This window comes from Vibrio sp. 14N.309.X.WAT.E.F5 (assembly GCF_030397615.1).
Lineage (GTDB): Bacteria > Pseudomonadota > Gammaproteobacteria > Enterobacterales > Vibrionaceae > Vibrio > Vibrio lentus.
In genome coordinates this window covers 143,896-168,665 of record NZ_JAPNXR010000004.1, presented here as the reverse complement: position 1 = coordinate 168,665, position 24,770 = coordinate 143,896, and the positions used below count along the sequence as shown (strand labels likewise).

Below are 24,770 nucleotides of genomic sequence, written 5' to 3'. Positions count from 1 at the left end.
GGCTAAGCAGATAAAACGATCAGCTTACGACCAGCCGTTTGGTGACTTTCTGCGACGAGGCATAATGTGTGGCAGGATAAGTCCAAGAAGTAGACCAATACCAGCAACACCACCACCGTACATGAAGTACTTCAGCAATAGATCATCTTTTTGTGTGTCTAGCTTAGCGCGTAGCTCACGGTTCTCTGTTTGAGAGCTCGTTAGCTGCTGGCTAATCTCGCTGTAGTTTTGCTCAAGTTCAGCAATTTGCTTGTTACGAGAGTCTAGAGAGCTCGCTAGGCCAGCTTTCTCGCTGTCTGCACTTTGGCGAGCATTTGCAAGCTTGCCTTTTACGTCAGTCAGTTCTTTTTCTAGCTTAGGCATGCGCAGAGCCATGCTTTCTTGAGTGCTTACAAACTTACTTTCTACCCAGCCTTTACGGCCGCGGTTATCTTGAACCTGGGTGTAACCCGTGCTCTTGTTAGTTTGTAGGTAAGTAATCTTTTCACCAGCATCAACACTACCGATGATACGGAATGTGTTGTTTGGGCCAGAATGCATATAAGTAAATAGTTTGTCAGCAATATAACGGTCTTGTGCAAAGGCAGCTGGAGCCGCAAGCATTGCGAGCAAAACTAAGCTAATCAGTTTTTTCACAGTAAATCCCTTAACGATTCAAATTGGGTAGGCGTATGAGTCAGCCTCAATGAGCAAATAATATTTAGTTTCTTTATGCGGTGCAACAAAGAAGGGAGGCAAAGCCTCCCTTTCTGTGCGTTTGAGTCAATAATGACATGGTATTTACATATCGTTACCGAAGCTCACCGTTTTCTGACGCTAATATTTACTAACGTCAAGGCTATTACATTGTAAACATAGCCTGAATTGCGTAGAAGAATACAACTGCAAGTAGTGCACCAGCAGGTAGTGTTACAATCCAAGAAGCAACGATGTTACGCACAACGCCTAGGTTCAGAGCTGCGATACCACGAGCAAAGCCTACACCCAATACCGCACCAACCAATGTTTGTGTGGTTGAGATTGGAAGGCCTGTACCAGAAGCAAGAACAACGGTACACGCAGTTGCAAGCTGAGCTGCGAAACCACGGCTAGGTGTTAGTTCTGTAATACCAGTACCCACAGTCGCCATTACTTTATGACCCATGGTAGCAAGACCAACAACGATACCAATACCACCTAGTGGAAGAATCCACCATGCGATAGTGCTCTTACCTGAGATTTCACCCATGTGCTCAACCGTTGAAACAACAGCAGACAGTGGACCAATCGCGTTAGCTACGTCGTTTGAACCGTGTGCGAATGCCATTGCACAAGCTGTGATAACCATAAGTACGCTGAAGATACCTTCTACGCCTGCAAAGCCATGGTCTTCTTCGCGATTAGCAAATTTCTTTTGAATGTATAAGTAACCGCCAATCATGACTAGAGCAGAAACACCTGCTGCCCATAACCATGCTTCAGTGCCGCTTAGGTGAAGACCAACGTGCTTAAGACCTTTCTTGATCGTTACAAGTGCAATGACCATTGTCGTAATGAACATGTACACAGGTACAAAACGCTTAGCGTTAAACAACGGATTTTCTGTATCGAATATCAGTCGTTGGGCACTTACAAAAATGAGATAGGCGAAGATGCCGGAAATCAACGGTGTGACAATCCAACTACCCACAATACCTTGAACGCTGTTCCAGTCTACTGCTTCTGTACCTACAGACACACAAGCAAAACCGATGATTGCACCGATGATTGAGTGAGTCGTTGATACTGGCCAGCCCATGTATGATGCTAGAAGCAACCATGTACCAGCAGCTAGTAGTGCAGACATCATGCCGTACACAAGTACGTCAGGTTGATGAGCGAATAGAGACGTTTCGATAACACCTTTACGGATCGTGTCTGTTACTTCGCCGCCCGCAAGATAAGCACCTGCGAATTCAAAGATCATTGCGATAATGATCGCTTGTTTAACGGTTAGAGCTTTAGAGCCTACTGAAGTGCCCATTGCATTCGCAACGTCATTTGCACCAATACCAATAGCCATCAAGAAACCGAAAGCTGCTGCAACAATAATCAGGACAGTGCCGTAGTTAGCAAGGATATCCATCGTAATACCTAGTTGTTTGATAACAAGCGGAACAAATTTAGACGCAAAAAACCGCTCAGCGAGAGGAATACTCAGCGCATAAGTGGTTTGGTTAAAAAATGCTCTTCGTTATATAGTTAGCGTATGATTTAAGATCGAGAAAGCATTACTTCAAGACGAGCGCCAACACGCTGTGCTTGATCTGCAATACCACCAACCCATTCAAGAATCTTGTACAAGAACATGATGTCAACTGGATTCAGATCTTTCTCTATCGCCATAAGTTGTTGGCGTAGTTCGATCTGCATCGCGTCCGTGTCATCTTCAATTACATCTAATTGATGAATCATTTCAGCAACGAGTGTTACTTCACGGCCTTTAAAGCCCGTTTCAAGCAATTCGTCTAATTCATTGATTACGTTTTGTGCTTGGTTCGCTGCATCTAGACAACGTTTAACGTAAGCGATGAAGTTCTGTTGCATTGGAGCAGGAATGACAAGTTGACGACCATATACACGGCCAGCAATGTCTTTCGCTAGGTTTGCTAGTTTGTCTTGTTGAGTTAAAAGCTCCAACATGTCGGTGCGATCAACAGGCATAAACAAACCGCGAGGAAGTTTAAGGCGAATTTCACGTTTTAGTACGTCAGCTTCTTTCTCAAGGTGAGAAATTTGAGCTCGAATTTCTGATGCTTTCTCCCAGTCACCCTTTGAAGAAACTTCAAAGAAATTAACTAGGTGAGAACAACATTCGTTCACGCATACTACGTGACGCTGCAAAGGTTTAATTGGGGACTTTGCAAATAACCCCATAATTGTATTTACTGGCATGGTCATCCAACCTAATAAATAATAACCTTAAAACAACATACACCATATTCATGGTGAAATGTTAAGCGATGGCTACAAAGTCGCGCATGTTAACCTAATCAATGTCTCATTAAAACTGTTTTAGATCATCATAAGGGCGATATTTCTGACTTGCTGAGTTTTCAAATTGGCAATATCCTGTCCCTATCTTCACAGAAAGGTATAACTATGGAAACCGAGATAGAACTGAAGTTTTTTGTTTCTCCTGATTTTTCAGAGACTTTACGCAATAAAATTGCTGAAACTAAAGTACTTCAGCACAGTTGTCGCGAGCTAGGTAACATCTACTTTGACACCCCTGACAACTGGCTACGCAAGCACGATACAGGCTTGCGCATTCGACGTTTTGATGACGTGTTTGTACAAACCGTTAAGACCGCAGGTCGTGTGGTTGCTGGCCTGCATCAAAGGCCAGAATACAACGCAGAACACGACAGCAATGAGCCTAAGTTATCCTTACATCCTGAGGATATTTGGCCAGCAGGTAAAGACATCGAAACGCTGCAAGCTGAGCTGACTCCTCTATTTTCTACCAACTTCACACGTGAGCAGTGGTTGATTGGTATGCCTGATGGCAGTCAAGTCGAGGTCGCATTCGATCAAGGTTTTGTTGAGTCTGGTGGTTTACAAGAACCGATTTGCGAAGTTGAATTAGAACTTAAATCAGGTCAAACCGATGCTCTGTTTACTTTGTCTCGTCAATTCTGCGAGCAAGGTGGCATGCGTTTAGGCAATCTTAGCAAAGCGGCTAAGGGTTATCGTCTTGCTCAAGGTTATCAAGGAGATGAAGTCACTCCTTTGACATTAGTTGATACTGACAAAAGTGATACCGTTGAATCGTGTTTCATTCAATCTTTAGAGCATGCTCTCGCTCATTGGCATTATCACGAGCAGATCTTCACCGAGCGCCAATCAATTGAAGCGCTGCATGAGATCAGTCACTCGCTGAGTTTTATCCGTCAAACCTTCACTATTTATGGTGGCATTGTGCCAAGGCGCGCGAGTGCTATTTTACGTCAAGAGTTGAAGTGGCTTGAGCAAGAGCTCGATTGGCTGAAAAGCTATGACCACTTCGAAGATTTGCTCGAAGATAAAGGCCACGTGCTGCGTAAGCTCGATGCGCGTAAGTTCTTAGTCGCTGAACTCAAAGAGATGCAAGAGCAACTGCCAGATCGCGAAGAATTGCTGACTTTGCTTAGCTCTGCTCGTTATACCGGTTTACTGCTAGACCTAAGCCGCTGGATCTTGTCTCGTGGTTGGCAACCTTTCTTAGATGAGAAAGCGCGTGAGCAAATGGGGCGTGGTATCGAATGGTTTTCTGTGCAGCAACTCGATCGCACATGGGCAGACTTGATGGAAGCTTTCCCGCCTGAGCGAGTGATGACCAGCCAAGCGTATATTGAGCAGCAATACCGTTTGATGCGAAATCTATATTCTGGCGTTGGTTTCGCGAGTTTATATGATGACGTTGAGCGAAACAGCTTCCGCTTGCCATGGGCCGATATGGTGCAAGGCATTGATGACCTACTAGCACTTAAAACATTAGAGCCGTTAACTGAGAAATTAGAAGGCGATGAGAAGGTTCAGCTAGAGCGTTGGTTGGCTCGTCAAGAGGTGTCTATCCTGCATGCGATGGAGCAGACGCGCCAAATCAGTGTCGAAGTTGAGCCTTACTGGCAAGATTAAACTCAACACCTGTATCAAGATAAGTATGAATTTCTAAATAGGGCCTCGGCCCTATTTTTTTGTTTGTTGCTCAAGCTTCTCTAGTCGTTCGAGGATTTTTTGTTGTTGCTCTATGATCTTTTCAAGATGCTTCTCTTTGTTTTCAGCCCGTTGATTCTCATGATGAGTGGGAGAGGTGATTAAAGAGGTAATCAAGCCTGAAATCATACCAAAAACGCCCACGCCGCAAATAATAACTAAAGACGCCACTAATTTTCCTGAGCTCGTTACTGGGTAGTGGTCGCCATAGCCCACAGTACTGATGGTAACGAAAGCCCACCATAAAGCATCTTGGCCAGTGGTAATGTTGGCATTAGGATCTTTGTGCTCTAACAGAAGTATTGTTCCTGCACCTATGGTTAAGAGAATGACCAGAAGCAGAATGATCGAAGCGAGAGTGGTCTCTTTTCGATTGCGAAATAGCTCTCTGAAAACACGTTTACCCGAGCGCAAAACCAGAATCACACGCAAGATCTGAAAAATGCGAGCGAAACGGAGCGGCTCGACCATCGGGATACTTGCTAAGAAATCGATCCAGTGTACTTTTAGGTATTCTTTCTTGTTTTGTGATCTGAATAGATCAATCGTGAGCTGAAAAAGAAAAACACTACAGATTATAAAATCGAGGCCGATAAGGACTTGTTTCGATTCTTTATCAATCGGTGCAAACAATAAGCCTGAGATCACAAATAGCGCTAAGAAAGAGAGAATCAGTGATAATAAGCTCATCGGCTTGGTTGTGTCTTTGATACTATTTAACATTCATACGAGGCTCAAAATAAATCGCGAACTTTGACTGACATAGCCATCTCGCGGATATAGAAGCCATCAATATATAAGAGTTAATGGAGAACTGACAATGACTAAACTGTCATTCAAGCCGTGGGAAAGGGTAATCTCTGACGTTCGTCTCGTTCCAAAAATGATCATGTTGATGATATTCAGCACGATTCTGATCATTTCGAAGCAACTATGGGACGCGAGCACGTTTTATGATTCATTACTTGCAGTAACGAACAATGCTCAAGTTGCACAGCAGCATTACGAGACTTACCTAGTTCAAGTGGCTTGGCAAACAGCCTTGATGATCATTGTGTTTGTGGTTCTTCTATTAGCTGCGGCGCGCGTTATGTTGCGCCAAACTCAATACCTAAACGATGTAATCAAAACCATGGCAGACAAGAACCTGTCAGTGCCAATTCATATGGATTGTAAAGATGAATACGGCGACGTGGCACGTGAGCTTGAGAAAACTCGGGTACAACTGCATGACATGGTTAACGCTCAGATTGCCTCTTCAGATGAACTGTTTGCTCTGACGGAAGTGATGACCATCAGCATGTCAGAAACCAAAGACTCGGCTCAAGAAGAGTTCAATGAGATCGATCAGTTAGCGACAGCTATGAGCGAAATGACCTCTACTGTACAAACTGTCGCTGAGCATGCACAAAGTGCGTCTTCATTGACTGAACAAGCATCAGGTCAAGCATTGACGGGGCAGAAGTTTGTTCAAGGATCTGTTTCTAAGATGAGCGAGTTGTCTTCCGACATCGCAGCCTCTGCAGCGGCGGTAAACCAAGTCGAAGAGCGCGTTGATTCAATCGGCAGCGTTGTTGGTACTATCCAAGGCATTTCAGAGCAAACAAATCTATTAGCACTAAACGCAGCGATTGAAGCGGCGCGTGCAGGTGAAGCGGGTCGTGGTTTTGCCGTGGTGGCTGATGAGGTTCGTAACCTTGCGCAGCGTACTCAACAAGCGACAGTCGAGATTCAAGACATGATCAGTCACCTACAAAGCAGCGCTAACTCTGCGGTAGAACTGATGGAAAAGAGTGTTGTTGAAGCGGCTGAAGGTGTGGATCTGGTGACTAACGCCGGCTCTGAACTTGACGGTATCGTAAGCCAAGTAAACCAAATCAATGACATGAATTTCCAGATCGCAACAGCTGCGGGTCAACAGAGTAGTGTGGCTGAAGAGATGAGCGTCAACCTGACCAATGTTCGTGAGCTTGTGGAAGCGTCTGTTGTGGTAGTCGGCGAGCTTCTTGAGACTTCTCAGCTTATGGAAAGCAACGCGCAAGAACTCGACGGTAAGATTAAGCAATTTAAGGTTTAATCATTGGCCTTTGTCTTATTCCCAAAGACTTATTCATAGAGACATCGGCCTAACTCAATAAGTTCACAGATAAAACGCCCACATTGCTAATGTGGGCGTTTTTTATTGGCGTAACTTTGGTATAACTGATCTTTAGTTTTAAAACTCACTATTGAAGACTAGAACCGATAACCCGAACGTTCGTCGCATAGCTTACACAAGGAAGAAACATGCCATTGCCTCCTCAGCTCGTCACTCATTCGCAGTCTGCTTTTGAGCATTTACTAGAACATCAGAGTGAAGCCATTAATGCGTGGCCTGAGCCACTTGTTGACGATCTTAAGTATGTATTAGGCCTGAGCGGCTTCATTGGTGAATGCCTGCAGCGTGATTCGGTTTTATCTAGCGCTTTACCGGACATGCTTAAGTGCGATGAACGTGCTCAAGGGTATCGTGAGCGATTAGCCGAGTTACTTTCTGGTTGTGGTGATGAAATGAGTGGCCAACGAGTGCTGCGCCAATTCCGCAACCGAGAAATGACCTACATTGCTTGGCGCGACTTTAAGGGTTCTTGGCAACTTGAGCAGAGCTTAAGCCACTTATCGATGTTGGCTGAGGCGATGATCTTTGAGACCTACCAGTGGCAATACGATATTTGCAGTAAAGAGTGGGGCACTCCTTGCAATGAACAAGGTGAAGCGCAGCCTATGTTGATCATTGGTATGGGGAAATTGGGTGGCGGAGAACTTAACTTCTCTTCGGATATCGACCTGATTTTCACTTACCCTGAAAATGGTGAAACACAAGGCGCGCGACGAAGTATCGCCAACGCCCAGTTTTTCACTCGCTTAGGGCAGCGTATTATCAAGGCGCTTGATCAACAAACCTTTGATGGGTTCTGTTATCGCGTCGACATGCGTTTGCGTCCATTCGGAGAGAGCGGCCCATTGGTGATGAGTTATGCTGCGCTGGAAGATTACTACCAAGAGCAAGGCCGTGACTGGGAACGCTACGCGATGGTTAAGGCGCGAGTCATGGGCTGTGAAATGTATCCGCAGTACCAAGAACTTCGCCAGATGCTACGTCCATTCGTGTTCCGTCGTTACATCGACTTCAGTGCTATTCAATCGTTAAGACGCATGAAGTCGATGATTGGCAGTGAGGTTCGTCGTCGTGGCTTATCGAATAACATCAAGCTTGGTTCTGGTGGTATCCGTGAAGTGGAGTTTATTGCTCAAGTCTTCCAATTGATTCGTGGGGGACGTGAACCGAGCCTTCGCGGGCGAGGTCTACTTGAAACGCTAAGTGCGATTGACGCTCTGAATTTACTTGAGAGTGAAGAGGTAGGCCACTTGCGTGATGCCTATCTGTTTTTACGCCGCCTTGAGAACCTATTGCAAGCGATGGGTGACAAGCAGACTCAAACCTTACCTGACAACGAGCAAGAGCAGCTACAGCTCGCGATAGCAATGCAGTTTGCAGATTGGGGTGGTTTGATTGACGCGACTCGTGCGCACATGGCGAATGTACATACGGTATTTGAAGATTTGATTGGGGTTGATGAAGAAGACGCAAACCCAATTGCGAGTCACTTTAGTGAATTGTGGGATATGGCCCATAAGCCGGATGTGATTGAGCAAGTGCTAGAACACGATATTGCAATCGCTAGCCCTGCAGAAGCAGCAAAAACGATTATTCAGTTTAAAGCGGACTTGGCTAAAAAAACGCTTGGCCCACGCGGACGTGAAGTGCTCAATCGTTTAATGCCTAAAGTCTTCCAAGCATTGTATACCGCGAAGGATGCAGAGTTTGGTTTATCTAGAGTATTGCATCTGCTGCAAAAAATAGTGACTCGAACTACCTATCTAGAGCTGCTTGATGAACACCCTGCTGCTCTGACTCAGTTAGTTCGTCTATGTACTGCCAGCCCGATGATTTCGGAGCAGCTTGGTCGTTATCCTATTCTTTTAGATGAACTTATCGACCCTCAACAACTCTATAATCCTGTGCCATTAGAGTCCTACAAAACAGAGTTGCGTGACTATCTTGCTCGTATTCCTGAAGACGATATGGAGCAGCAGATGGAAGGTCTGCGTCAGTTTAAGCAGACTTGTATTTTGAGAATTGCTGCCGCGGATATTGCGGGCGCATTACCTGTTATGAAGGTCAGTGATCACCTTACTTATTTAGCGGAAGCGATTGTTGAGGCGGGTATTAATCAAGCATGGCTGCAAGTGTCGGCTAAGTTCGGTGAGCCCACTCATGTGAAAGATCGAGAAGGGCGCGGTTTCGCGGTGGTTGGTTATGGCAAAGTTGGAGGCTGGGAGCTAGGTTACAACTCCGATCTTGATATTGTGTTCATGCACGATTGCCCAGTACACATCTATACTGATGGTAAGAAAGAGATTGATGGACGCCAGTTTTATTTAAGGTTGGCACAGCGCATTATTCATATTTTCTCGACCAGAACTGCTTCCGGAATTTTATATGAGGTCGATACTCGCCTACGACCTTCAGGCGCATCGGGCTTGCTTGTGAGCCCAACCGATGCGTTTGATGAGTATCAGCACAATGATGCGTGGACGTGGGAGCACCAAGCCTTGACTCGCGCTCGTATGATTTATGGCGATGACTTATTGGCGTCTGCGTTTAACAAAACTCGCCATGAGGTTCTGTGCTTGGCTCGTGATGAGGCAACACTCAAAAAATCCGTTGTGGATATGCGTGAAAAAATGCGCGGTCATTTAGGCGGTAAAAAATCCGATCGATTCATGCTGAAACAAGATGCGGGCGGTATTACTGATATTGAGTTCTTGGCTCAATATCTAGTGCTGAGATACAGCAACGAGAAACCTAAGCTCACCCGTTGGTGCGACAATGTCCGAATCTTTGAAAGCTTGTTGTCGCAAGGGATTATGGACGAGCAACAAGGTATGGCATTGACCAATGCTTATACGACATTAAGAGATGAAATTCACCACCGTAATCTACTCAACCTCGATGCGGATGTGGCGATTGATAAGTTTGAAATGGAAAGAGAACATGTTGTTCAAGCATGGAAGCAATGGATGGAAGCTTAACCTTAGTTAATGCTTACTGATTGCAGTACCTATCGTGATAGGTGTTTGCTGATTTTTCTATGGTTTAGCCACTGTAATCAGTGTGCTAGACTCTGGCCAGATTTGATTTTTGGAGATCAATAATGAAACCAATTCTACCTGACTACAGTCAATCAGGTGTTCTTATTGTCGGTGACGTAATGCTTGATCGTTACTGGTATGGCCCAACTGGCCGTATTTCACCAGAAGCACCAGTACCCGTTGTAAAAGTAGAAAATAACGAAGAGCGACCAGGCGGTGCTGCCAATGTAGCGATGAATATTGCATCTCTTGGTGGTCACGCACATGTCGTTGGTTTGACTGGTAAAGATGAACCTGCTGAGGTGTTAAAAAACACCTTGGGTGCATTAAAGGTTAAGTGTGATTTTGTTGAGTTGGACGATTACCCAACCATCACTAAATTGCGCGTGATGAGCCGTGGACAACAGTTGATTCGTCTTGATTTTGAAGACAAATTTGAGAACACGGATCCTGAACTTGTTTTGTCTCGCATGGAACAAGCGCTACCTAATGTACGTTCTGTCATCCTCTCTGATTATGCGAAAGGTGCACTTGAGCATGTACAGAGCTTTATCCAAAAAGCACGTGCGGCTAAGGTTCCGGTCTTTATCGATCCAAAAGGTGCTGACTTTGAACGATACCGTGGTGCGACATTATTAACGCCTAATATGGCGGAATTTGAGTTGGTCGCTGGCAAGGTCAAGACTGAGGAAGAGATGATCGAAAAAGGACTCGCGTTAATTGAAGAGTTCGATTTTGAAGCGTTACTTGTTACTCGTAGCGAGCATGGTATGACGCTGCTTCGCAAAGGTTTGGAACCATTCCACTTACCGACTCAAGCAAAAGAAGTCTATGACGTGACTGGTGCTGGCGATACGGTTATCTCAGTACTGGCTGCGTCTGTTGCTGCTGGTAAACCACTGGATGAAGCGTGTGCACTGGCGAACGCAGCGGCAGGTGTCGTTGTCGGTAAGTTGGGAACATCGACGCTGTCTACGATTGAGTTAGCGGAAGCGATTCACGGTAGCCAAGATACCGATTACGGTGTTATCTCTGAAGCGGCACTGGTTGAAGCGGTAAAACGTGCTCGTGCGAAAGGCGAGAAAGTGGTTATGACCAATGGCTGCTTTGATATTCTGCATGCTGGTCATGTCTCTTACATGAACCACGCGGCTGAGTTAGGGGATCGTTTGATCGTTGCCGTTAATACGGATGACTCAGTGAAACGCTTGAAAGGCCCGGGTCGTCCTGTGAACCCAACCGATCGCCGTATGGCAGTATTGGCTGGTTTAGGTGCGGTTGATTGGGTTGTTCCATTTTCTGAAGATACGCCTCAACGTTTGATCTCTGAGGTGTTGCCAAGCATTCTGGTGAAAGGTGGTGATTACAAACCTGAAGAGATCGCTGGTGGCGAGGAAGTGATTGCTGCTGGTGGCGAAGTTAAAGTACTTAACTTCGAAGATGGCTGTTCTACGACTGAAATCATTAAAGCGATTAAAGGTGGTCGCGGCTAACTCTTAGCTTTCTAGTCTCAAACCTTTAGCCTCAAGCTTATAGTTAGATTGTAAATCTAGCTTTTGATAGTTAATAAAAATGCCGCTCAATGAGCGGCATTTTTGTAACTGTAATCTAGTTACTTGATTAAAGACTCAGGTTAGAGTCTTTAATAAGGATTTAAGAATTACTTACTTGCTACTTTTAGACCTGCGTTTACATCAACAATGTCTTGTTCGCTCAGTGTACCAACCGCTTGACGAAGCTGAAGAACACTTAGGATGTAGTTGTAACGAGCATCTGAAAGGTTTTTGTTTGCATCGTATAGACGACGAGTTGAATCTAGTACGTCAACGATAGTACGAGTACCCACATCAAAACCTGCTTCTGTTGCTTCTAGAGCAGACTGAGCAGAAACAACAGACTGTTCGTAAGCGCGTAGAGCACCGATCGAAGCTGTGATGTTGTTGTTGAATGCACGTACGTCCTTTACAACGCTACGGTAAGTGGCTTCTAGATCTTCACTTGCTGCAACGTAGTTGTATTCAGCCTGTTTAGTCAAAGAAGTTGTGTTACCACCGGTGTATAGAGGTACAACTAAGTTCAAACCAATGTTTAGGTTATCTTGGTCGTAGTCGCCATTTCCTGTTGGAGTATTAGCGGTATCAGTTTGACCTGCAAATGCGTAGCTACCATCTAATGTTAGACTAGGTAGATGACCAGAGCTTGCTAGAGAGATGTTGTCTTTAGCGATGTCTTGAGAAATACGCGATGCCAATAGACTCAGGTTTTTCTCTTGTGCTTGTTCAACGAGTGCAGCAGCTGATTCTGAAGATTTGCTTGCTGAGAAACGATCAGTATCTAGGATGCTTAGGTTAGAGTGTTCCTGACCTGTGATCTCACGTAGACCTTCGTAGCTATTAACTAAGTCGTTCTCTGCAAGAACTTCATCAGCCAAAACGCCATCGTACTGAGCTTGTGCATCATGTACATCGGTGATTGCTGAAAGACCTACTTCAAAGCGCTGTTTTGTTTGCTCTAGTTGACGAGCAACTGCGGCTTTTTCTGCACGAACAAACTCTAGGTTATCTTGAGCGCGAAGTACTTCGAAGTATGCTGTCGCAACACGAAGGATCAAAGCTTGTTGCTCTGCCGCGTACGCTGAATCAGATTGACGAGCAGTTTTCTCAGCTGTATCTAGCGTGATCCAAGAAGAACGTTGGTAAAGCTCTTGTGTGAAGCCAACACCAACACCCCAATTATTGTTGTCAATATTTGAGTTGCCCGTTGAATCGTAATCACGTTCACCACGATTAATATCATAGTTCGCGTTTAGATTGATTTGCGGTAACAAAGAGCTACGGCTTGACGTTACTGCTTCAAAAGCGGCATCGCGCTGCGCTGCTGAACGAAGAAGTTGTGGATCGTTCTGTTTTGCTTGGTCGTAAACTTCAGCTAGCGTATCAGCAAAAGCTGACGAACTCAGGCTGCCAATTGCTGCACTGATAAATAGTGGAAGCAGTTTTTTCATTTTCCTATTCCTGCCTTTTATGGAATTTTCTTTAAAAGAGTTTAACCCAGTTTGGTGGTAATTTACTCGAAACTTTGCACTTTTTTACATTTAACTGTCCACTTGTGCAATATTTATTTTTTAAAACTTAACTTTAATTATAAAATTTATATAAAAAGTTGAACCTAATCCTTGGTAGTTAACTCGGACAATGAGTAAACTGTAAAGATCACTTAGTGAGGTACCAAATGCAACAGTATGACAATCAACGACATGAGTTTACTCCGCAAGATGTGGAAATAGTCTCAAAAGAGACGCTGTTTCGTGGTTTTTTCAAAATGGTCAAATACACATTCAAGCATAGGTTGTTTGAGGGAGGCTGGAGCCAACCGATAGAGCGTGAAATGTTTGAGCGTGGTCATGCCGCCGCTTTGTTACCTTACGATCCTGTCCGTGATGAAGTTGTGATCGTGGAGCAGATCCGTGTTGGCGCTTTAGAGCATCAGAACCCGTGGCAATACGAAATTGTTGCTGGGATCATTGATACCGACGAATCACCACAAGACGTCGCCCGTCGTGAGGCAATGGAAGAAGCGGGAGTCGAAGTCGGATCTGTATTACCGATCACTTCGTATTACCCTTCATCTGGAGGCTGTTCAGAAAGACTCGACGTCTTTGTTGGCTGCGTTGATGCCACGACAGCAAAAGGTGTACACGGATTGGATTACGAAGGTGAAGATATTCGCGTGCAAGTGATGAGTCGCGAGGCGGCTTATCAGTTAGTAAAAGAGGGTGTGTTTGAAAATGGGGCCACGATCATTGCGCTGCAGTGGCTACAATTGAACTACCAAGAATTACAGTCAGAGTGGATAGATTAACGTTATGCCAAATATAGCGGTCAAAAAACCGTATCATGTTGATCTTGCTGAATTGATGCGAGTTTACGAAACCAATTATGCCAAACTTAACGCTTTGTTACCGGTTGGGCATGAGGTCGGTGACGTTCGCTGTTACCAAGCCGTTAATATGGTGTATCAATTGACAGTGAATGAGGTCACAAAATACACCACATTAATAGATATATGTCAGAGTGACGCGATGCCAGTGTTTCCTTTGCCAAAAATGTCTGTCAGGCTATATCACGACGCTCGAGTTGCAGAAGTGTGCGCTAGCGGGGATTTTTCACGTGTCAAAGCGAAATATGACTATCCCAACACTAAGCTTCTGCAAAAGGATGAGAAATTTCAATTGAATAAATTTCTTGGGGAATGGTTAACGTTTTGTTTAAAAACTGGTATCAGCCGTACACCAATTCCTTTTTAATTGAGCCTATTTTAAGAACACTTTTAAAGTCTAAACAGTAACGTATCTGGATTTGTTATTTTGGAATTATCACACACTTCAAAATTTGATGAGAGCAGTATTAAGCTTGTGCAGCTAACGGACACGCATTTATTTGCACCGAGCAATGGCAGCTTATTAAGCATCAACACACAAGATAGCTTTCGTGCTGTAGTCGATGGCATTGTTAGCCACAACTTTGACTATCAAGCGATCTTAGCTACCGGCGATATTTCGCAGGACCACAGTGCTGAATCGTACCAAAAGTTTGAGTCGGGCATTCAGCCTTTGGCAAAACCATGTTATTGGTTGCCAGGGAATCACGATTTCAAGCCTAATATGGGCAGTGTATTACCATCGCCACAAATACAGTGTGTTGATCACGTTCTGCTAGGAGATAACTGGCAGATGGTCATGCTGGATTCTCAAGTGGTTGGTGTGCCGCATGGACGTTTGAGCGATCAACAACTTGATCTGCTGGAACAAAAACTCTCAGAGTTCCCCGAGCGAAATACCTTGGTTCTTTTGCATCACCACCCTTTACTGGTGGGTAGTGCATGGCTTGACCAACACAACTTGAAAGATGCTGAGCAGTTCTGGGATGTGGTTCAACAGCACACCAATGTGAAAGCGGTGCTTTGTGGTCACGTTCATCAAGACATGAACCGCAATCATCATGGTGTACAAGTCATGGCAACCCCATCGACTTGTGTTCAATTCAAACCAAACTCGAACGACTTTGCTGTTGATACATTATCTCCAGGCTGGCGAGAGATTGAATTGCACCAAGATGGTACGGTTACGACAGAAGTTCGCCGTTTACCTCATGGGCAATTCCTACCTGATTTTGCTGCAGGAGGATACTAATGTCTGATTCGAATGAGCAAGCCGGTAAGCCATCACTGCTGCTTTATATTCACGGCTTTAACAGTTCATCACGTTCTCACAAAGCGAATGTGATGGCGGATTACTGTGCTCAGCACCGTACGGATATTAAAGTTGTTACCCCTCAATTACCGAGCTTCCCTCAACAAGCTGCTCTTCATTTGCAGCAGTTGGTCGAGCAATATAAAGATCAATATCAGATCGCATTAGTCGGTAGCTCCTTGGGTGGCTATCTTTCAACATGGCTGAATAGTCACTATGGTTTCAAAGCGGTGGTTGTAAACCCAGCCGTGAAGCCGTATGAGCTTCTTGCTGATTATTTAGGTGAGCAAGTAAACCCATATACAGATGAACGATATGTGTTGGAAACAAAACACATTGATGAACTGAAGGCATTAGAGGTTCCGGCTCTCGCTAAGCCGAGCGACTTTTGGTTACTTCAGCAAACGGAAGACGAAGTTCTGGATTACCGACAAGCGGTAGAGAAGTACCAAGGTGCAACACAAACAGTAGAAGAAGGCGGTGATCATAGCTTTGTTGATTTCGAGCGCTACCCACAACAAATTGTCACCTTTCTAAACCTTTAACCTGTTTCACCAACAGAGTGATTTTCTCTTGTTTGCCTGTTATTTCATCTATCAATGGTGAAATATCATAGTTTGATGTCTTAGTTTTTGAACTAGCTTGACATCATTACTCAGCTTCCAGACTATATTCCCCAATACTTCGCTCGTTCGCTCTACTATGAAGGTTCATAGTAATAATTTTGCTTTAGTGAAACTAGAGCCTGCGAACTGACGCAAACTTTTTGAGTAAACTCCGTATTATGACTGAACAATATAATGCAAAAGACCTCGAGGTACTTGAAGGTCTCGATCCTGTGCGACACCGCCCAGGTATGTATACAGAGACAGAAAGGCCGAACCACCTTGCCCAAGAAGTCATTGATAACTCGGTCGATGAAGCATTAGCGGGACACGCTAAGAAAATTAAAGTCGTGCTTCATGCTGACCAATCATTAGAAGTTACCGATGACGGCCGTGGTATGCCGGTTGATATCCACCCTGAAAAAGGGATCTCGGGTGTTGAGCTGATTTTAACTAAGCTCCACTCAGGCGGTAAATTCTCAAACAACAACTACAAATTTTCTGGTGGTTTGCACGGGGTAGGTATCTCGGTAGTAAACGCACTGTCTAAACGTGTAGAAGTGACCGTTCGTCGTGAAGGGCAAGTGCACGAAATTGCCTTAGAGGGTGGTCATGCAGTGACTGAGCTGACTGTGACTGGCACTTGTGGTCATCGCAATAGCGGTACATCTGTTCACTTCTGGCCTGATCCTAAATACTTCGATAGCTCTAAGTTTTCGGTTTTACGTCTTATCAATAACCTGCGCGCGAAAGCAGTACTTTGCCCGGGTTTAGAAATCACTTTCATCGATAAAGTGGGCGGTGAAGAACATAAGTGGTACTACGAAGATGGCCTAAAAGACTACCTTGCTGAAGGTGTGAAAGGTTACACGTTACTGCCTGAAGAACCGTATGTTGGCGAGTTCGTTGCTGAAACTGAAATGGCAAACTGGGCTATTATCTGGCAGCCAGAAGGCGGTGATATGATCACCGAGAGTTACGTGAACTTAGTACCAACTAAACAAGGTGGTACGCACGTAAACGGTCTTCGCCAAGGTCTGCTTGATGCGATGCGTGAGTTCTGTGAATTCCGTAACTTGTTGCCTCGTGGCGTTAAGCTAACGGGTGATGACATCTTTGACCGTTGTTCTTACGTTCTATCGGTGAAGATGCAAGATCCACAATTTGCGGGTCAAACCAAAGAGCGCTTATCTTCTCGTCAAACCGCTGCGTTTGTTTCTGGTGTGGTTAAAGATGCGTTTAGCTTGTGGTTGAATGAAAAGCCTCAGCTAGCAGAATTACTTGCAGAAGCGTGTATTGCTAACGCTCACCGTCGTATGCGAGCAAGCAAAAAAGTTGTACGTAAGAAAATCGCTTCGGGTCCGGCGCTGCCGGGTAAATTGACCGACTGTTCAGTTCAAGACTTAAGCCGCACCGAAATCTTCTTCGTGGAAGGGGACTCGGCGGGTGGTTCTGCTAAACAAGCTCGTGATCGTGAGTTCCAAGCAGTAATGCCACTGCGCGGTAAAATTCTCAACACATGGGAAGTGTCTGCCGACCAAGTTCTGGCTTCACAAGAAGTACATGATATTTCGGTTGCTTTGGGTATCGACCCTGACAACGATGATTTATCAGGTTTACGTTACGGTAAGATCTGTATTCTTGCCGATGCGGACTCGGATGGTCTTCATATCGCGACATTGTTATGTGCACTATTTACTCGCCACTTCCATGCATTGGTTGAAGCGGGTCATATCTATGTGGCAATGCCTCCTCTGTATCGTATCGATTGCGGTAAAGAAGTGTTCTACGCACTCGATGACGCAGAGAAAGATGGTGTACTTGAGCGACTATCGCAGAAAAAAGCCAAGATCAACGTACAACGATTCAAAGGTCTGGGTGAAATGAACCCACTTCAGTTACGTGAAACCACGATGGATCCAAACACTCGTCGCCTTGTTCAGTTGACTATCGATGACAACGACGCAACCAACGAGATGATGGACATGCTGCTTGGTAAAAAACGTGCAGATGATCGCCGTTCATGGCTACAGACTAACGGTGATATGGCCGAGGTATAATGGATGTCTAACGAAATTACATATGATGGCGTTGAACAATTGCCGATGCGCAAGTTCACCGAAGATGCCTATTTAAATTACTCAATGTACGTGATCATGGATCGTGCATTGCCTTATATCGGTGATGGCTTGAAGCCAGTACAGCGTCGTATTATCTATGCGATGTCTGAGTTGGGTCTTTCTGCTGCATCGAAATATAAAAAATCAGCTCGTACGGTTGGTGACGTTCTAGGTAAGTACCACCCACACGGTGACTCTGCTTGTTACGAAGCCATGGTATTGATGGCGCAACCATTCTCTTACCGTTACCCATTGGTGGACGGTCAAGGTAACTGGGGTGCACCGGATGATCCTAAATCATTCGCTGCGATGCGTTATACCGAGGCAAAACTGTCGAAGTTTGCTGAAGTCCTGCTTGGTGAATTAGGTCAGGGCACTGTTGATTGGCAACCAAACTTTGATGGCACGATGAAAGAGCCTCAGATGTTGCCAGCACGTCTTCCTCACATCTTGCTTAACGGCATCACAGGTATTGCGGTTGGTATGGCGACTGACATCCCGCCTCACAATGTCCGTGAAGTGGCGAACGCAGCGATTCATTTGATTGATACGCCGAAAGCTGAACTTCCAGATGTGATGGGTTTCATTCAAGGTCCTGATTACCCGACAGAGGCTGAGATTATTTCGCCGAAGTCGGACATCGAAAAGATCTATCGTACAGGCCGCGGCAGCATCAAGATGCGCGCGGTATGGCACAAAGAAGGCTCTGATATTGTTATCACGGCTTTACCTCATCAAGTGTCAGGTGCGAAGTTATTGGAGCAAATCGCGAACCAGATGCGAGCTAAAAAACTGCCAATGGTTGACGATCTGCGTGATGAATCTGATCACGAGAACCCAACGCGTATCGTCGTGGTTCCTCGCTCGAACCGTATCGACTGTGACCAATTGATGAGTCACCTATTCGCTTCGACAGATCTCGAGAAAAACTTCCGCGTTAACTTGAACATGATTGGTTTAGACAATCGTCCTCAAGTGAAAGGCTTAGTTCAGATTCTGAAAGAGTGGATTGAGTTCCGTCGCACAACGGTTCGCCGTCGTCTGCAATACCGTCTAGATAAAGTGTTGGCTCGTTTGCACATCTTAGAAGGCTTACTTGCTGCTTACCTAAACATCGATGAAGTGATTGAGATCATTCGAACAGAAGACGAACCATGTCCTGTCCTGATGAACCGTTTCAACATTTCTGAAATTCAAGCCAATGCGATTCTTGATATTAAACTTCGTAACTTAGCTAAGTTAGAAGAATTTAAAATCCGAGCTGAGCAAGAAGAGCTTGAAGCTGAACGTGAGAAGCTTGAAAAGCTACTAGGTTCAGAGCGTCGCTTGAATACGCTGATCAAAAAAGAAATCCAAGCCGATGCAGATAAATACGGCGATGATCGTCGTTCACCATTGATTGAGCGTGCTGAAGCGAAAGCGTTAACAGAACGTGACTTAGTACCAAGCGAACCAATTACGGTTGTGTTGTCTGAGAAAGGTTGGATTCGTCATGCTAAAGGGCATGAGGTTGACGCTGAAGGCTTGAACTACAAATCAGGTGATAAATTCTTAGCGAGCGCTAAGGGTAAGAGTAACCAACAAGCGGTGTTCCTCGGCAGTGATGGCCGAAGTTACTCCCTTGAGTCTCATTCATTACCGTCGGCTCGAAGCCAAGGTGAGCCAATTACAGGCCGCCTGAACGTCAGTCCGGGTACTTCGATTCGCCAAGTGGTGATGGGAGAGAATGAACAGCTATGGTTAGTCGGTTCTGATGCTGGATACGGTTTTGTTTGTAAGGGCAGTGATCTACTGTCGAAGAACAAGAGCGGTAAAGCGTTGGTGAACTTACCACAATCTTCAGAAGTGATGCTGCCAAGCCCAATTGCTGACCTTGAAAGCAACCAGATTTTGGCGATTACTAACCAAGGTCGTATGTTGTTGTTCCCAATTAAAGACCTGCCGCAGCTTAGCAAAGGTAAGGGCAACAAGATCATCAACATCCCTTCTGCTAAAGCGAAAGAGCGTGAAGAGTTTGTGTCACACTTGATGGCAATCCCTGAGAATGCGACGCTGACTATCTATGCGGGTAAACGTAAGCTTGGTTTGAAACCATCAGATCTTGAGAACTTCCGTGGTGAACGTGGTCGTCGTGGTGGTTTACTGCCAAGAGGTTTGCAACGTGTGACTCGCATCGATATCGAAGACCCAAGCGAATCGTAGAGACGTTTACTATATTTATTAGATAAGATGATTAGATAAAAGAAAACCCAGCCTGAGAGCTGGGTTTTTTGTATCTGTATTTTTAGATGTGTACTTTGGCGGTTTGAATCGCGCCGGTAATGTTAAACCTACAAGCGTGTATCTTCGGCAATCGTCACTTTCAGAGTTTTGTTTTTACCTTGGCGTAAAATACCCACATCGATCACCGTACCAGGTCTTAGGTCGGTAACAATGTCCATAACGCTTTGGCGGCCATTAACTTGGGTGTTGTTGATGCTGACAATGATATCTTGAGCTTCAAAGCCTGCATCGGCTGCTGGGCCGTTCGGGTCTATGCCTAATACAACAATTCCGCCGATGTTCTTATTGCCCAGTAAGCGTGATGTCACTGAGTTAATATCTTGCCCATCAATGCCGATGTAACCACGAATTACACGACCATCAGCGATGATTTTTTGCATGATTTTATTGGCAAGTGGGTAGGGGATAGCAAACGAAATACCGTAGGTTTCCATATCAGTTGCTTGTTGGAAAGAGGCGGTATTAATGCCGACTAACTCGCCTTGTGAGTTAACAAGAGCACCGCCAGAATTACCTTCATTGATTGCCGCATCGGTTTGAATAAACGCTTGATGCCCATCGGCACTGATTGAAGAGCGGCCGGTTGCCGAGATAATACCAAAGGTCGTCGTTTGACCTAGGTTATATGGGTTGCCGATAGCCAGTACCACATCGCCCACATTGGCTGTGTAATCTTGGTTCAATGGAATCACTGGTAAGTTGTCACCACTGACTCGAAGTATTGCGATATCGGTGCGTTTATCTGAGCCGACTAACTGTGCGGCGGCTACTCGTCCATCTTGTAAGGCAACCACGATTTGGTCAGCCTGAGCCACCACGTGGAAATTGGTAATGATGTAGCCTTTTTCGCTGACAATCACCCCTGACCCCAAACCTTGAGTCAGCAGCTTGTTGCGATCGCTTTCAGCGTATTTACGGCTATAAATATTAACCACAGCGGGTGCCGCGCGGCGAACTGCTTGGTTAAATGAAATCTGAAGAGAGCCGATATTATCGACTTTAGGGTTAGTGACGTCAGCAACAATCGCTGGCCTTAAGCTCGGAAATGCGAGAAGAATAAGCGCCGCTGAAACGAGTCCAAGGGAAATAGAACGAAATAAAAAGGACAGCATGTTTCCCTCTTCAACAAGTAAGGTGTGAAGCCTCCACCGATGGATGGACGACTTAATTACGAGTGAAGCATAGCATTTTGATTCATCTAAAGAAAAGGGAAGCTGAGTAAGTTTCAATCAAACCTACTTCACCTCCCTTTGAACATTGTGATGAATGGTTATCGAATCACAAGGTAGATGGTTCGGTCGCCTCGTTGGATGTTGAGCGCCAATACACCCGGTTGCTTCTCTAGAATCTCTCTAAATTGCGCTAGGTTTTTGACTGTTTGGCGGTTGACTCCAATGATGATGTCATCTTTTAGAAGCTGATAGGCTTCAGCCGGAGAGCCTTGAGCAACGCTCGACACTTTCACACCTGTAGCAACATCACTCTCGTTGGTGTTGGTTAGCTCTGCGCCAGCGAGCCCTTCATGAAGCTTTTCAGCTTGTGTCTTGCTATTGGTTGATTCGCCGAGGGTCACATCAAAGTTTTTGCTTTTTCCATCGCGGATAACGCCGAGTTCAATCTGCTTGCCTGCGCCTAATGTAGCCACTTTCGCTCTGAGCTCACTAAAGGTATCAATGCGCTTGCCATTAATAGAGACAATAATGTCACCCGCTTTTAAACCGGCTTTGTCTGCTGCGCTTTCAGGGACAATTTGGCTAACAAAAGCCCCTTTGCTTGATTCATAACCGAGTGCTTCAGCGAGTTCAGAAGTGACTTCTCCACCTTGCACACCCAGCATGCCGCGTTTCACTTCACCGAAATCGAGGATCTGTTCTGTCAGGTTTTTCATCATATTGGATGGAATTGCAAAGCCGATGCCGACATTGCCTCCGTTAGGGCCTAGGATAGCCGTGTTGATACCAATCAGTTCACCGTTAAGATTCACTAATGCACCTCCAGAGTTACCACTGTTAATCGCGGCATCGGTTTGAATGAAGTTCTCGAAGTTCTCTAGATTGAGACCGCTACGGCCTAACGCTGAAACGATACCGGATGTCACGGTTTGGCCAAGTCCAAATGGGTTGCCGATAGCGACACTGAAATCGCCGACTCTGAGTTTGTCTGAATCGGCGACTTTTATCTGGGTAAGATTTTTGGCTTTCTCTAATTTGAGCAATGCGATATCAGACATCTGGTCGCCACCGATCAGCTCGGCATCATACTCTCGACCATCATGCAGTTTCACTTTGATATCGTCAGCGCCATTTATCACGTGATAGTTGGTGACGATATGGCCTTTTTTAGCATCAATGATGACACCAGAGCCTAATCCGCGAAATGGGCGCTCTCGTGTTTGCTCTGGGCCGAAAAAGAATTGGAATTGTTCAGGGATTTGCTGACGTTGTACCTGTTTGCCTTCAACGGCAATACTAACCACAGCGGGGGTCACTTGTTCAAGCATAGGAGCTAGGCTCGGTAATTGTTCATTACCCACACTTAATGGCAGTGCGGCGGTTGCTTGAATTGGGGTGATGATTGAACTTAAGCTTAAAGTCAGTACTGATAAAGCAAGCAAAGGTTTTTTCATCATAAACTCCTCTCTAGTTAAGGTCTTAACCCTCTTATACGTTTAATAAGTATGAGAAGTTTCAAATGACCTGAGTGAAAGTTATGACTCAAAAACCTTTGTAAAGTTCAAGAAGTGTTAAATGTTTACGATGCTTTTGCTGTGACTACATCAGGAGCATCAATGATTTCTTTCTTCTGTTCTTTAAATAAACCAGTTGCACCATTAGCGTAGTCTTTTGGTTGTTCCTCAAGAGCGGCCTCTTTAGTTGAAGGCTTGTCTTGCGTCTTATCCGAATGGGCAGCGGCTGTTTTGACAAACGGGTTGTCTTGCTCTGGCAGATTAGGAATCAGCTCTGAGCTCGTTTTTTCCATGTGTTGATACAGCTTTGTGTAGTCCTTACCTAAGGTATCTAACATTTCTGCTGATTTAGCAAAGTGGTCAGCAAGTTCTTGTCGTTGCTGTTCAAGGGCAAACTTTGCACTATCTAATTCTTTTTGTACGTTCTTTTGTTTTTTGTATTCAGGCGTCATGAGACGAGAAATAGCGACCCCTAAGATAACTCCGACTAGTAAACCGGCAACGGCATACATCCAAGGCATAACAGCTCCTTATTATTGTTTTTTAACATGTTTGTTACTGCTTAGTTACACGTGATACGGCTCCATGGTACTATGAGAAAGCCGCAGTATAAAGAGAAATGCGTGTGCGCTGGATAGCAGTTTAGTGTTGCTTTATTCATCGCATCAAACCATCTCTCGTGCTGTTTGGGCATCTTTTTCTTCGCTGTCTGATATCGCTTTCATTGTGGAAATGTCGTCATGAATCCCGTTAAAAAATACGAACAAGATATAAAAGAACATGGATTTCAAAGAGATCCAGCACAAGAGCAAGCAGTTAAATCTTTAGATGAACTCTTTCATCAATTCCAAGATTACATGAATACCCCTGTTCCTCAGCTTACGCGATTCCAGAAATTGCTAGGTAAAAAGTCCGAGTTGCCAACGCCTCCCAAAGGCCTCTACTTTTGGGGTGGTGTAGGGCGCGGCAAAACTTATCTAATGGATACGTTTTACGAAGCCTTACCGACCACTAAAAAAATGCGAGTTCACTTTCACCGCTTTATGTATCGAGTTCATGATGAGCTGAAAGCGCTCGGTAATGTGAGTGATCCGTTACCACTAGTGGCTGACAAACTAAAGCAAGAAGCCGACATTATCTGTTTCGATGAGTTCTTTGTTTCAGACATTACAGACGCCATGATCTTAGGGACTTTGTTCCAAGAGCTCTTTGCGCGTAACGTTATCTTGGTGGCTACTTCTAATATCCCACCTGCAGATCTGTATCGTAATGGCTTACAGCGTGCACGCTTTTTACCTGCGATTAAGCTGATTCAAGAAAACTGTCACATCCTTAATGTAGACAGCGGTATTGATTACCGACTGAGAACCTTAGAGCAAGCTGAGATCTATCATTACCCATTAGATAACCAAGCCAATATCAATCTAGAAAAATATTACGCGCAGTTGGTTGGTGAAGATAAAGAGAAGCTCAAGCAGATCGAAGTCAACCATCGTCAGTTGGATGTCATTGAAGCGAGTGATGGGGTGTTGCATGGTACTTTTGCACAACTTTGTCAGTCAGCTCGTAGTCAGAATGATTACATCGAACTATCTAAGGTTTACCACACGGTTTTATTAGCGGATGTTTTACAGATGGGGGCGACGTCAGACGATGCGGCGAGGCGCTTTATTGCGTTAGTCGATGAGTTTTATGAGCGCCACGTGAAATTAATAATTTCAGCGGAAGTTGAGTTAGAAAAATTGTACACCAATGGCCAGCTAGAGTTTGAGTTTAAACGTTGTCAGTCGCGTTTAATCGAAATGCAGAGCCATGAATATTTGGCAAAAGAACACTTAATTTAGCTCTTATTATCTCGAATACGAAAGAGAATTAAAAAAATCGTGATTTTCTTCAAAAAGAGGTGATTTTTT

The 24,770-nt window shown here is 44.9% G+C and carries 19 protein-coding genes; 11 read left to right on the top strand and 8 right to left on the bottom strand.

The features are described 5' to 3' along the window. Positions 1-24 precede the first annotated feature (24 nt). The 3 genes from OW495_RS07000 to OW495_RS06990 all read right to left on the bottom strand — a co-directional run bounded on the left by OW495_RS07000 (position 25) and on the right by OW495_RS06990 (position 2,913). The gene (locus tag OW495_RS07000; protein WP_017080238.1) at positions 25-636 is read right to left on the bottom strand and encodes a TIGR04211 family SH3 domain-containing protein; all 612 of its coding nucleotides are present in this window, start codon (positions 634-636) and stop codon (positions 25-27) included. Positions 637-841: 205 nt separating this feature from the next. After that, positions 842-2,104, bottom strand: a complete 1,263-nt coding sequence (locus OW495_RS06995) for an inorganic phosphate transporter (protein WP_017084749.1) — start codon at positions 2,102-2,104, stop codon at positions 842-844. Between the two features lie 128 nt (positions 2,105-2,232). After that, on the bottom strand, positions 2,233-2,913 hold the full coding sequence (locus OW495_RS06990) for a TIGR00153 family protein (protein WP_029223333.1): 681 nt from the start codon (positions 2,911-2,913) through the stop codon (positions 2,233-2,235). Positions 2,914-3,120: 207 nt separating this feature from the next. Between OW495_RS06990 and OW495_RS06985 the strand changes: the two genes are divergently transcribed. Then, positions 3,121-4,638 (top strand): inorganic triphosphatase, encoded by a 1,518-nt coding sequence (locus OW495_RS06985; RefSeq protein WP_102327052.1) that lies wholly within the window; start codon positions 3,121-3,123, stop codon positions 4,636-4,638. 51 nt (positions 4,639-4,689) lie between these two features. Here the strand turns inward: OW495_RS06985 and OW495_RS06980 are convergent, their stop codons facing one another. Further along, the gene (locus OW495_RS06980; protein ID WP_017106843.1) at positions 4,690-5,439 is read right to left on the bottom strand and encodes a potassium channel family protein; all 750 of its coding nucleotides are present in this window, start codon (positions 5,437-5,439) and stop codon (positions 4,690-4,692) included. Between the two features lie 97 nt (positions 5,440-5,536). Between OW495_RS06980 and OW495_RS06975 the strand changes: the two genes are divergently transcribed. The 3 genes from OW495_RS06975 (at position 5,537) to hldE (ending at position 11,405) form a co-directional block, all read left to right on the top strand. Further along, positions 5,537-6,793, top strand: coding sequence for a methyl-accepting chemotaxis protein (locus tag OW495_RS06975; RefSeq protein ID WP_289885737.1), 1,257 nt, complete (start codon positions 5,537-5,539; stop codon positions 6,791-6,793). A gap of 209 nt (positions 6,794-7,002) precedes the next feature. After that, a complete protein-coding gene (glnE, locus tag OW495_RS06970) occupies positions 7,003-9,852 on the top strand; it encodes a bifunctional [glutamate--ammonia ligase]-adenylyl-L-tyrosine phosphorylase/[glutamate--ammonia-ligase] adenylyltransferase (protein ID WP_102513988.1) in 2,850 nt (949 codons plus the stop codon). Positions 9,853-9,974: 122 nt separating this feature from the next. Then, on the top strand, positions 9,975-11,405 hold the full coding sequence (gene hldE / locus OW495_RS06965; RefSeq protein ID WP_102513987.1) for a bifunctional D-glycero-beta-D-manno-heptose-7-phosphate kinase/D-glycero-beta-D-manno-heptose 1-phosphate adenylyltransferase HldE: 1,431 nt from the start codon (positions 9,975-9,977) through the stop codon (positions 11,403-11,405). A 167-nt stretch (positions 11,406-11,572) separates the two neighbouring features. On the opposite strand, the gene tolC is transcribed toward hldE, so the two are convergent. After that, entirely contained in the window at positions 11,573-12,916 is a 1,344-nt protein-coding gene (gene tolC, locus OW495_RS06960) for an outer membrane channel protein TolC (RefSeq protein ID WP_102485478.1), read from the bottom strand. Positions 12,917-13,143: 227 nt separating this feature from the next. On the opposite strand from tolC, the gene nudF reads away from it, so the two are divergent. From nudF to parC, 6 genes are all read left to right on the top strand, one after another. After that, positions 13,144-13,773 carry an ADP-ribose diphosphatase gene (gene nudF, locus OW495_RS06955; RefSeq protein WP_017106838.1) on the top strand — a complete coding sequence of 210 codons (630 nt, stop codon included), beginning with the start codon at positions 13,144-13,146 and terminating at the stop codon, positions 13,771-13,773. Positions 13,774-13,777: 4 nt separating this feature from the next. Next, positions 13,778-14,218: a DUF1249 family protein gene (locus tag OW495_RS06950; RefSeq protein WP_017106837.1), complete on the top strand. Its 441-nt coding sequence runs from the start codon at positions 13,778-13,780 to the stop codon at positions 14,216-14,218. Between the two features lie 60 nt (positions 14,219-14,278). Then, on the top strand, positions 14,279-15,103 hold the full coding sequence (cpdA, locus tag OW495_RS06945) for a 3',5'-cyclic-AMP phosphodiesterase (protein WP_017106836.1): 825 nt from the start codon (positions 14,279-14,281) through the stop codon (positions 15,101-15,103). Further along, positions 15,103-15,708 (top strand): esterase YqiA, encoded by a 606-nt coding sequence (gene yqiA / locus OW495_RS06940; protein ID WP_102269520.1) that lies wholly within the window; start codon positions 15,103-15,105, stop codon positions 15,706-15,708. The genes cpdA and yqiA overlap by 1 nt, the downstream gene beginning before the upstream one ends. Before the next feature lie 239 nt (positions 15,709-15,947). Continuing rightward, positions 15,948-17,828 carry a DNA topoisomerase IV subunit B gene (gene parE / locus OW495_RS06935; protein ID WP_017106834.1) on the top strand — a complete coding sequence of 627 codons (1,881 nt, stop codon included), beginning with the start codon at positions 15,948-15,950 and terminating at the stop codon, positions 17,826-17,828. Between the two features lie 3 nt (positions 17,829-17,831). After that, positions 17,832-20,090 (top strand): DNA topoisomerase IV subunit A, encoded by a 2,259-nt coding sequence (gene parC / locus OW495_RS06930; protein WP_065105598.1) that lies wholly within the window; start codon positions 17,832-17,834, stop codon positions 20,088-20,090. 128 nt (positions 20,091-20,218) lie between these two features. On the opposite strand, the gene degS is transcribed toward parC, so the two are convergent. The 3 genes from degS to zapG form a co-directional block, all read right to left on the bottom strand. Further along, on the bottom strand, positions 20,219-21,283 hold the full coding sequence (degS, locus tag OW495_RS06925) for an outer membrane-stress sensor serine endopeptidase DegS (protein ID WP_102270896.1): 1,065 nt from the start codon (positions 21,281-21,283) through the stop codon (positions 20,219-20,221). 158 nt (positions 21,284-21,441) lie between these two features. Further along, the gene (locus OW495_RS06920) at positions 21,442-22,797 is read right to left on the bottom strand and encodes a Do family serine endopeptidase (RefSeq protein WP_076670669.1); all 1,356 of its coding nucleotides are present in this window, start codon (positions 22,795-22,797) and stop codon (positions 21,442-21,444) included. 125 nt (positions 22,798-22,922) lie between these two features. After that, on the bottom strand, positions 22,923-23,378 hold the full coding sequence (gene zapG / locus OW495_RS06915; protein WP_017109290.1) for a Z-ring associated protein ZapG: 456 nt from the start codon (positions 23,376-23,378) through the stop codon (positions 22,923-22,925). A 219-nt stretch (positions 23,379-23,597) separates the two neighbouring features. On the opposite strand from zapG, the gene zapE reads away from it, so the two are divergent. Continuing rightward, on the top strand, positions 23,598-24,701 hold the full coding sequence (gene zapE / locus OW495_RS06910) for a cell division protein ZapE (RefSeq protein ID WP_102513236.1): 1,104 nt from the start codon (positions 23,598-23,600) through the stop codon (positions 24,699-24,701). Positions 24,702-24,770 lie beyond the last annotated feature (69 nt).

What these genes read in the sequence shown, in the direction of transcription:
- hldE (WP_102513987.1), top strand. Translation starts at nt 9,975, where the DNA reads ATGAAACCAATTCTACCTGACTACAGTCAATCAGGTGTTCTTATTGTC.
- tolC (WP_102485478.1), bottom strand. Translation starts at nt 12,916, where the DNA reads ATGAAAAAACTGCTTCCACTATTTATCAGTGCAGCAATTGGCAGCCTG.
- glnE (WP_102513988.1), top strand. Translation starts at nt 7,003, where the DNA reads ATGCCATTGCCTCCTCAGCTCGTCACTCATTCGCAGTCTGCTTTTGAG.
- parE (WP_017106834.1), top strand. Translation starts at nt 15,948, where the DNA reads ATGACTGAACAATATAATGCAAAAGACCTCGAGGTACTTGAAGGTCTC.
- parC (WP_065105598.1), top strand. Translation starts at nt 17,832, where the DNA reads ATGTCTAACGAAATTACATATGATGGCGTTGAACAATTGCCGATGCGC.
- OW495_RS06995 (WP_017084749.1), bottom strand. Translation starts at nt 2,104, where the DNA reads ATGGATATCCTTGCTAACTACGGCACTGTCCTGATTATTGTTGCAGCA.
- OW495_RS06990 (WP_029223333.1), bottom strand. Translation starts at nt 2,913, where the DNA reads ATGCCAGTAAATACAATTATGGGGTTATTTGCAAAGTCCCCAATTAAA.
- zapG (WP_017109290.1), bottom strand. Translation starts at nt 23,378, where the DNA reads ATGCCTTGGATGTATGCCGTTGCCGGTTTACTAGTCGGAGTTATCTTA.
- degS (WP_102270896.1), bottom strand. Translation starts at nt 21,283, where the DNA reads ATGCTGTCCTTTTTATTTCGTTCTATTTCCCTTGGACTCGTTTCAGCG.
- OW495_RS06985 (WP_102327052.1), top strand. Translation starts at nt 3,121, where the DNA reads ATGGAAACCGAGATAGAACTGAAGTTTTTTGTTTCTCCTGATTTTTCA.
- nudF (WP_017106838.1), top strand. Translation starts at nt 13,144, where the DNA reads ATGCAACAGTATGACAATCAACGACATGAGTTTACTCCGCAAGATGTG.
- yqiA (WP_102269520.1), top strand. Translation starts at nt 15,103, where the DNA reads ATGTCTGATTCGAATGAGCAAGCCGGTAAGCCATCACTGCTGCTTTAT.
- OW495_RS06980 (WP_017106843.1), bottom strand. Translation starts at nt 5,439, where the DNA reads ATGTTAAATAGTATCAAAGACACAACCAAGCCGATGAGCTTATTATCA.
- zapE (WP_102513236.1), top strand. Translation starts at nt 23,598, where the DNA reads ATGAATCCCGTTAAAAAATACGAACAAGATATAAAAGAACATGGATTT.
- OW495_RS06975 (WP_289885737.1), top strand. Translation starts at nt 5,537, where the DNA reads ATGACTAAACTGTCATTCAAGCCGTGGGAAAGGGTAATCTCTGACGTT.
- OW495_RS06920 (WP_076670669.1), bottom strand. Translation starts at nt 22,797, where the DNA reads ATGAAAAAACCTTTGCTTGCTTTATCAGTACTGACTTTAAGCTTAAGT.
- OW495_RS06950 (WP_017106837.1), top strand. Translation starts at nt 13,778, where the DNA reads ATGCCAAATATAGCGGTCAAAAAACCGTATCATGTTGATCTTGCTGAA.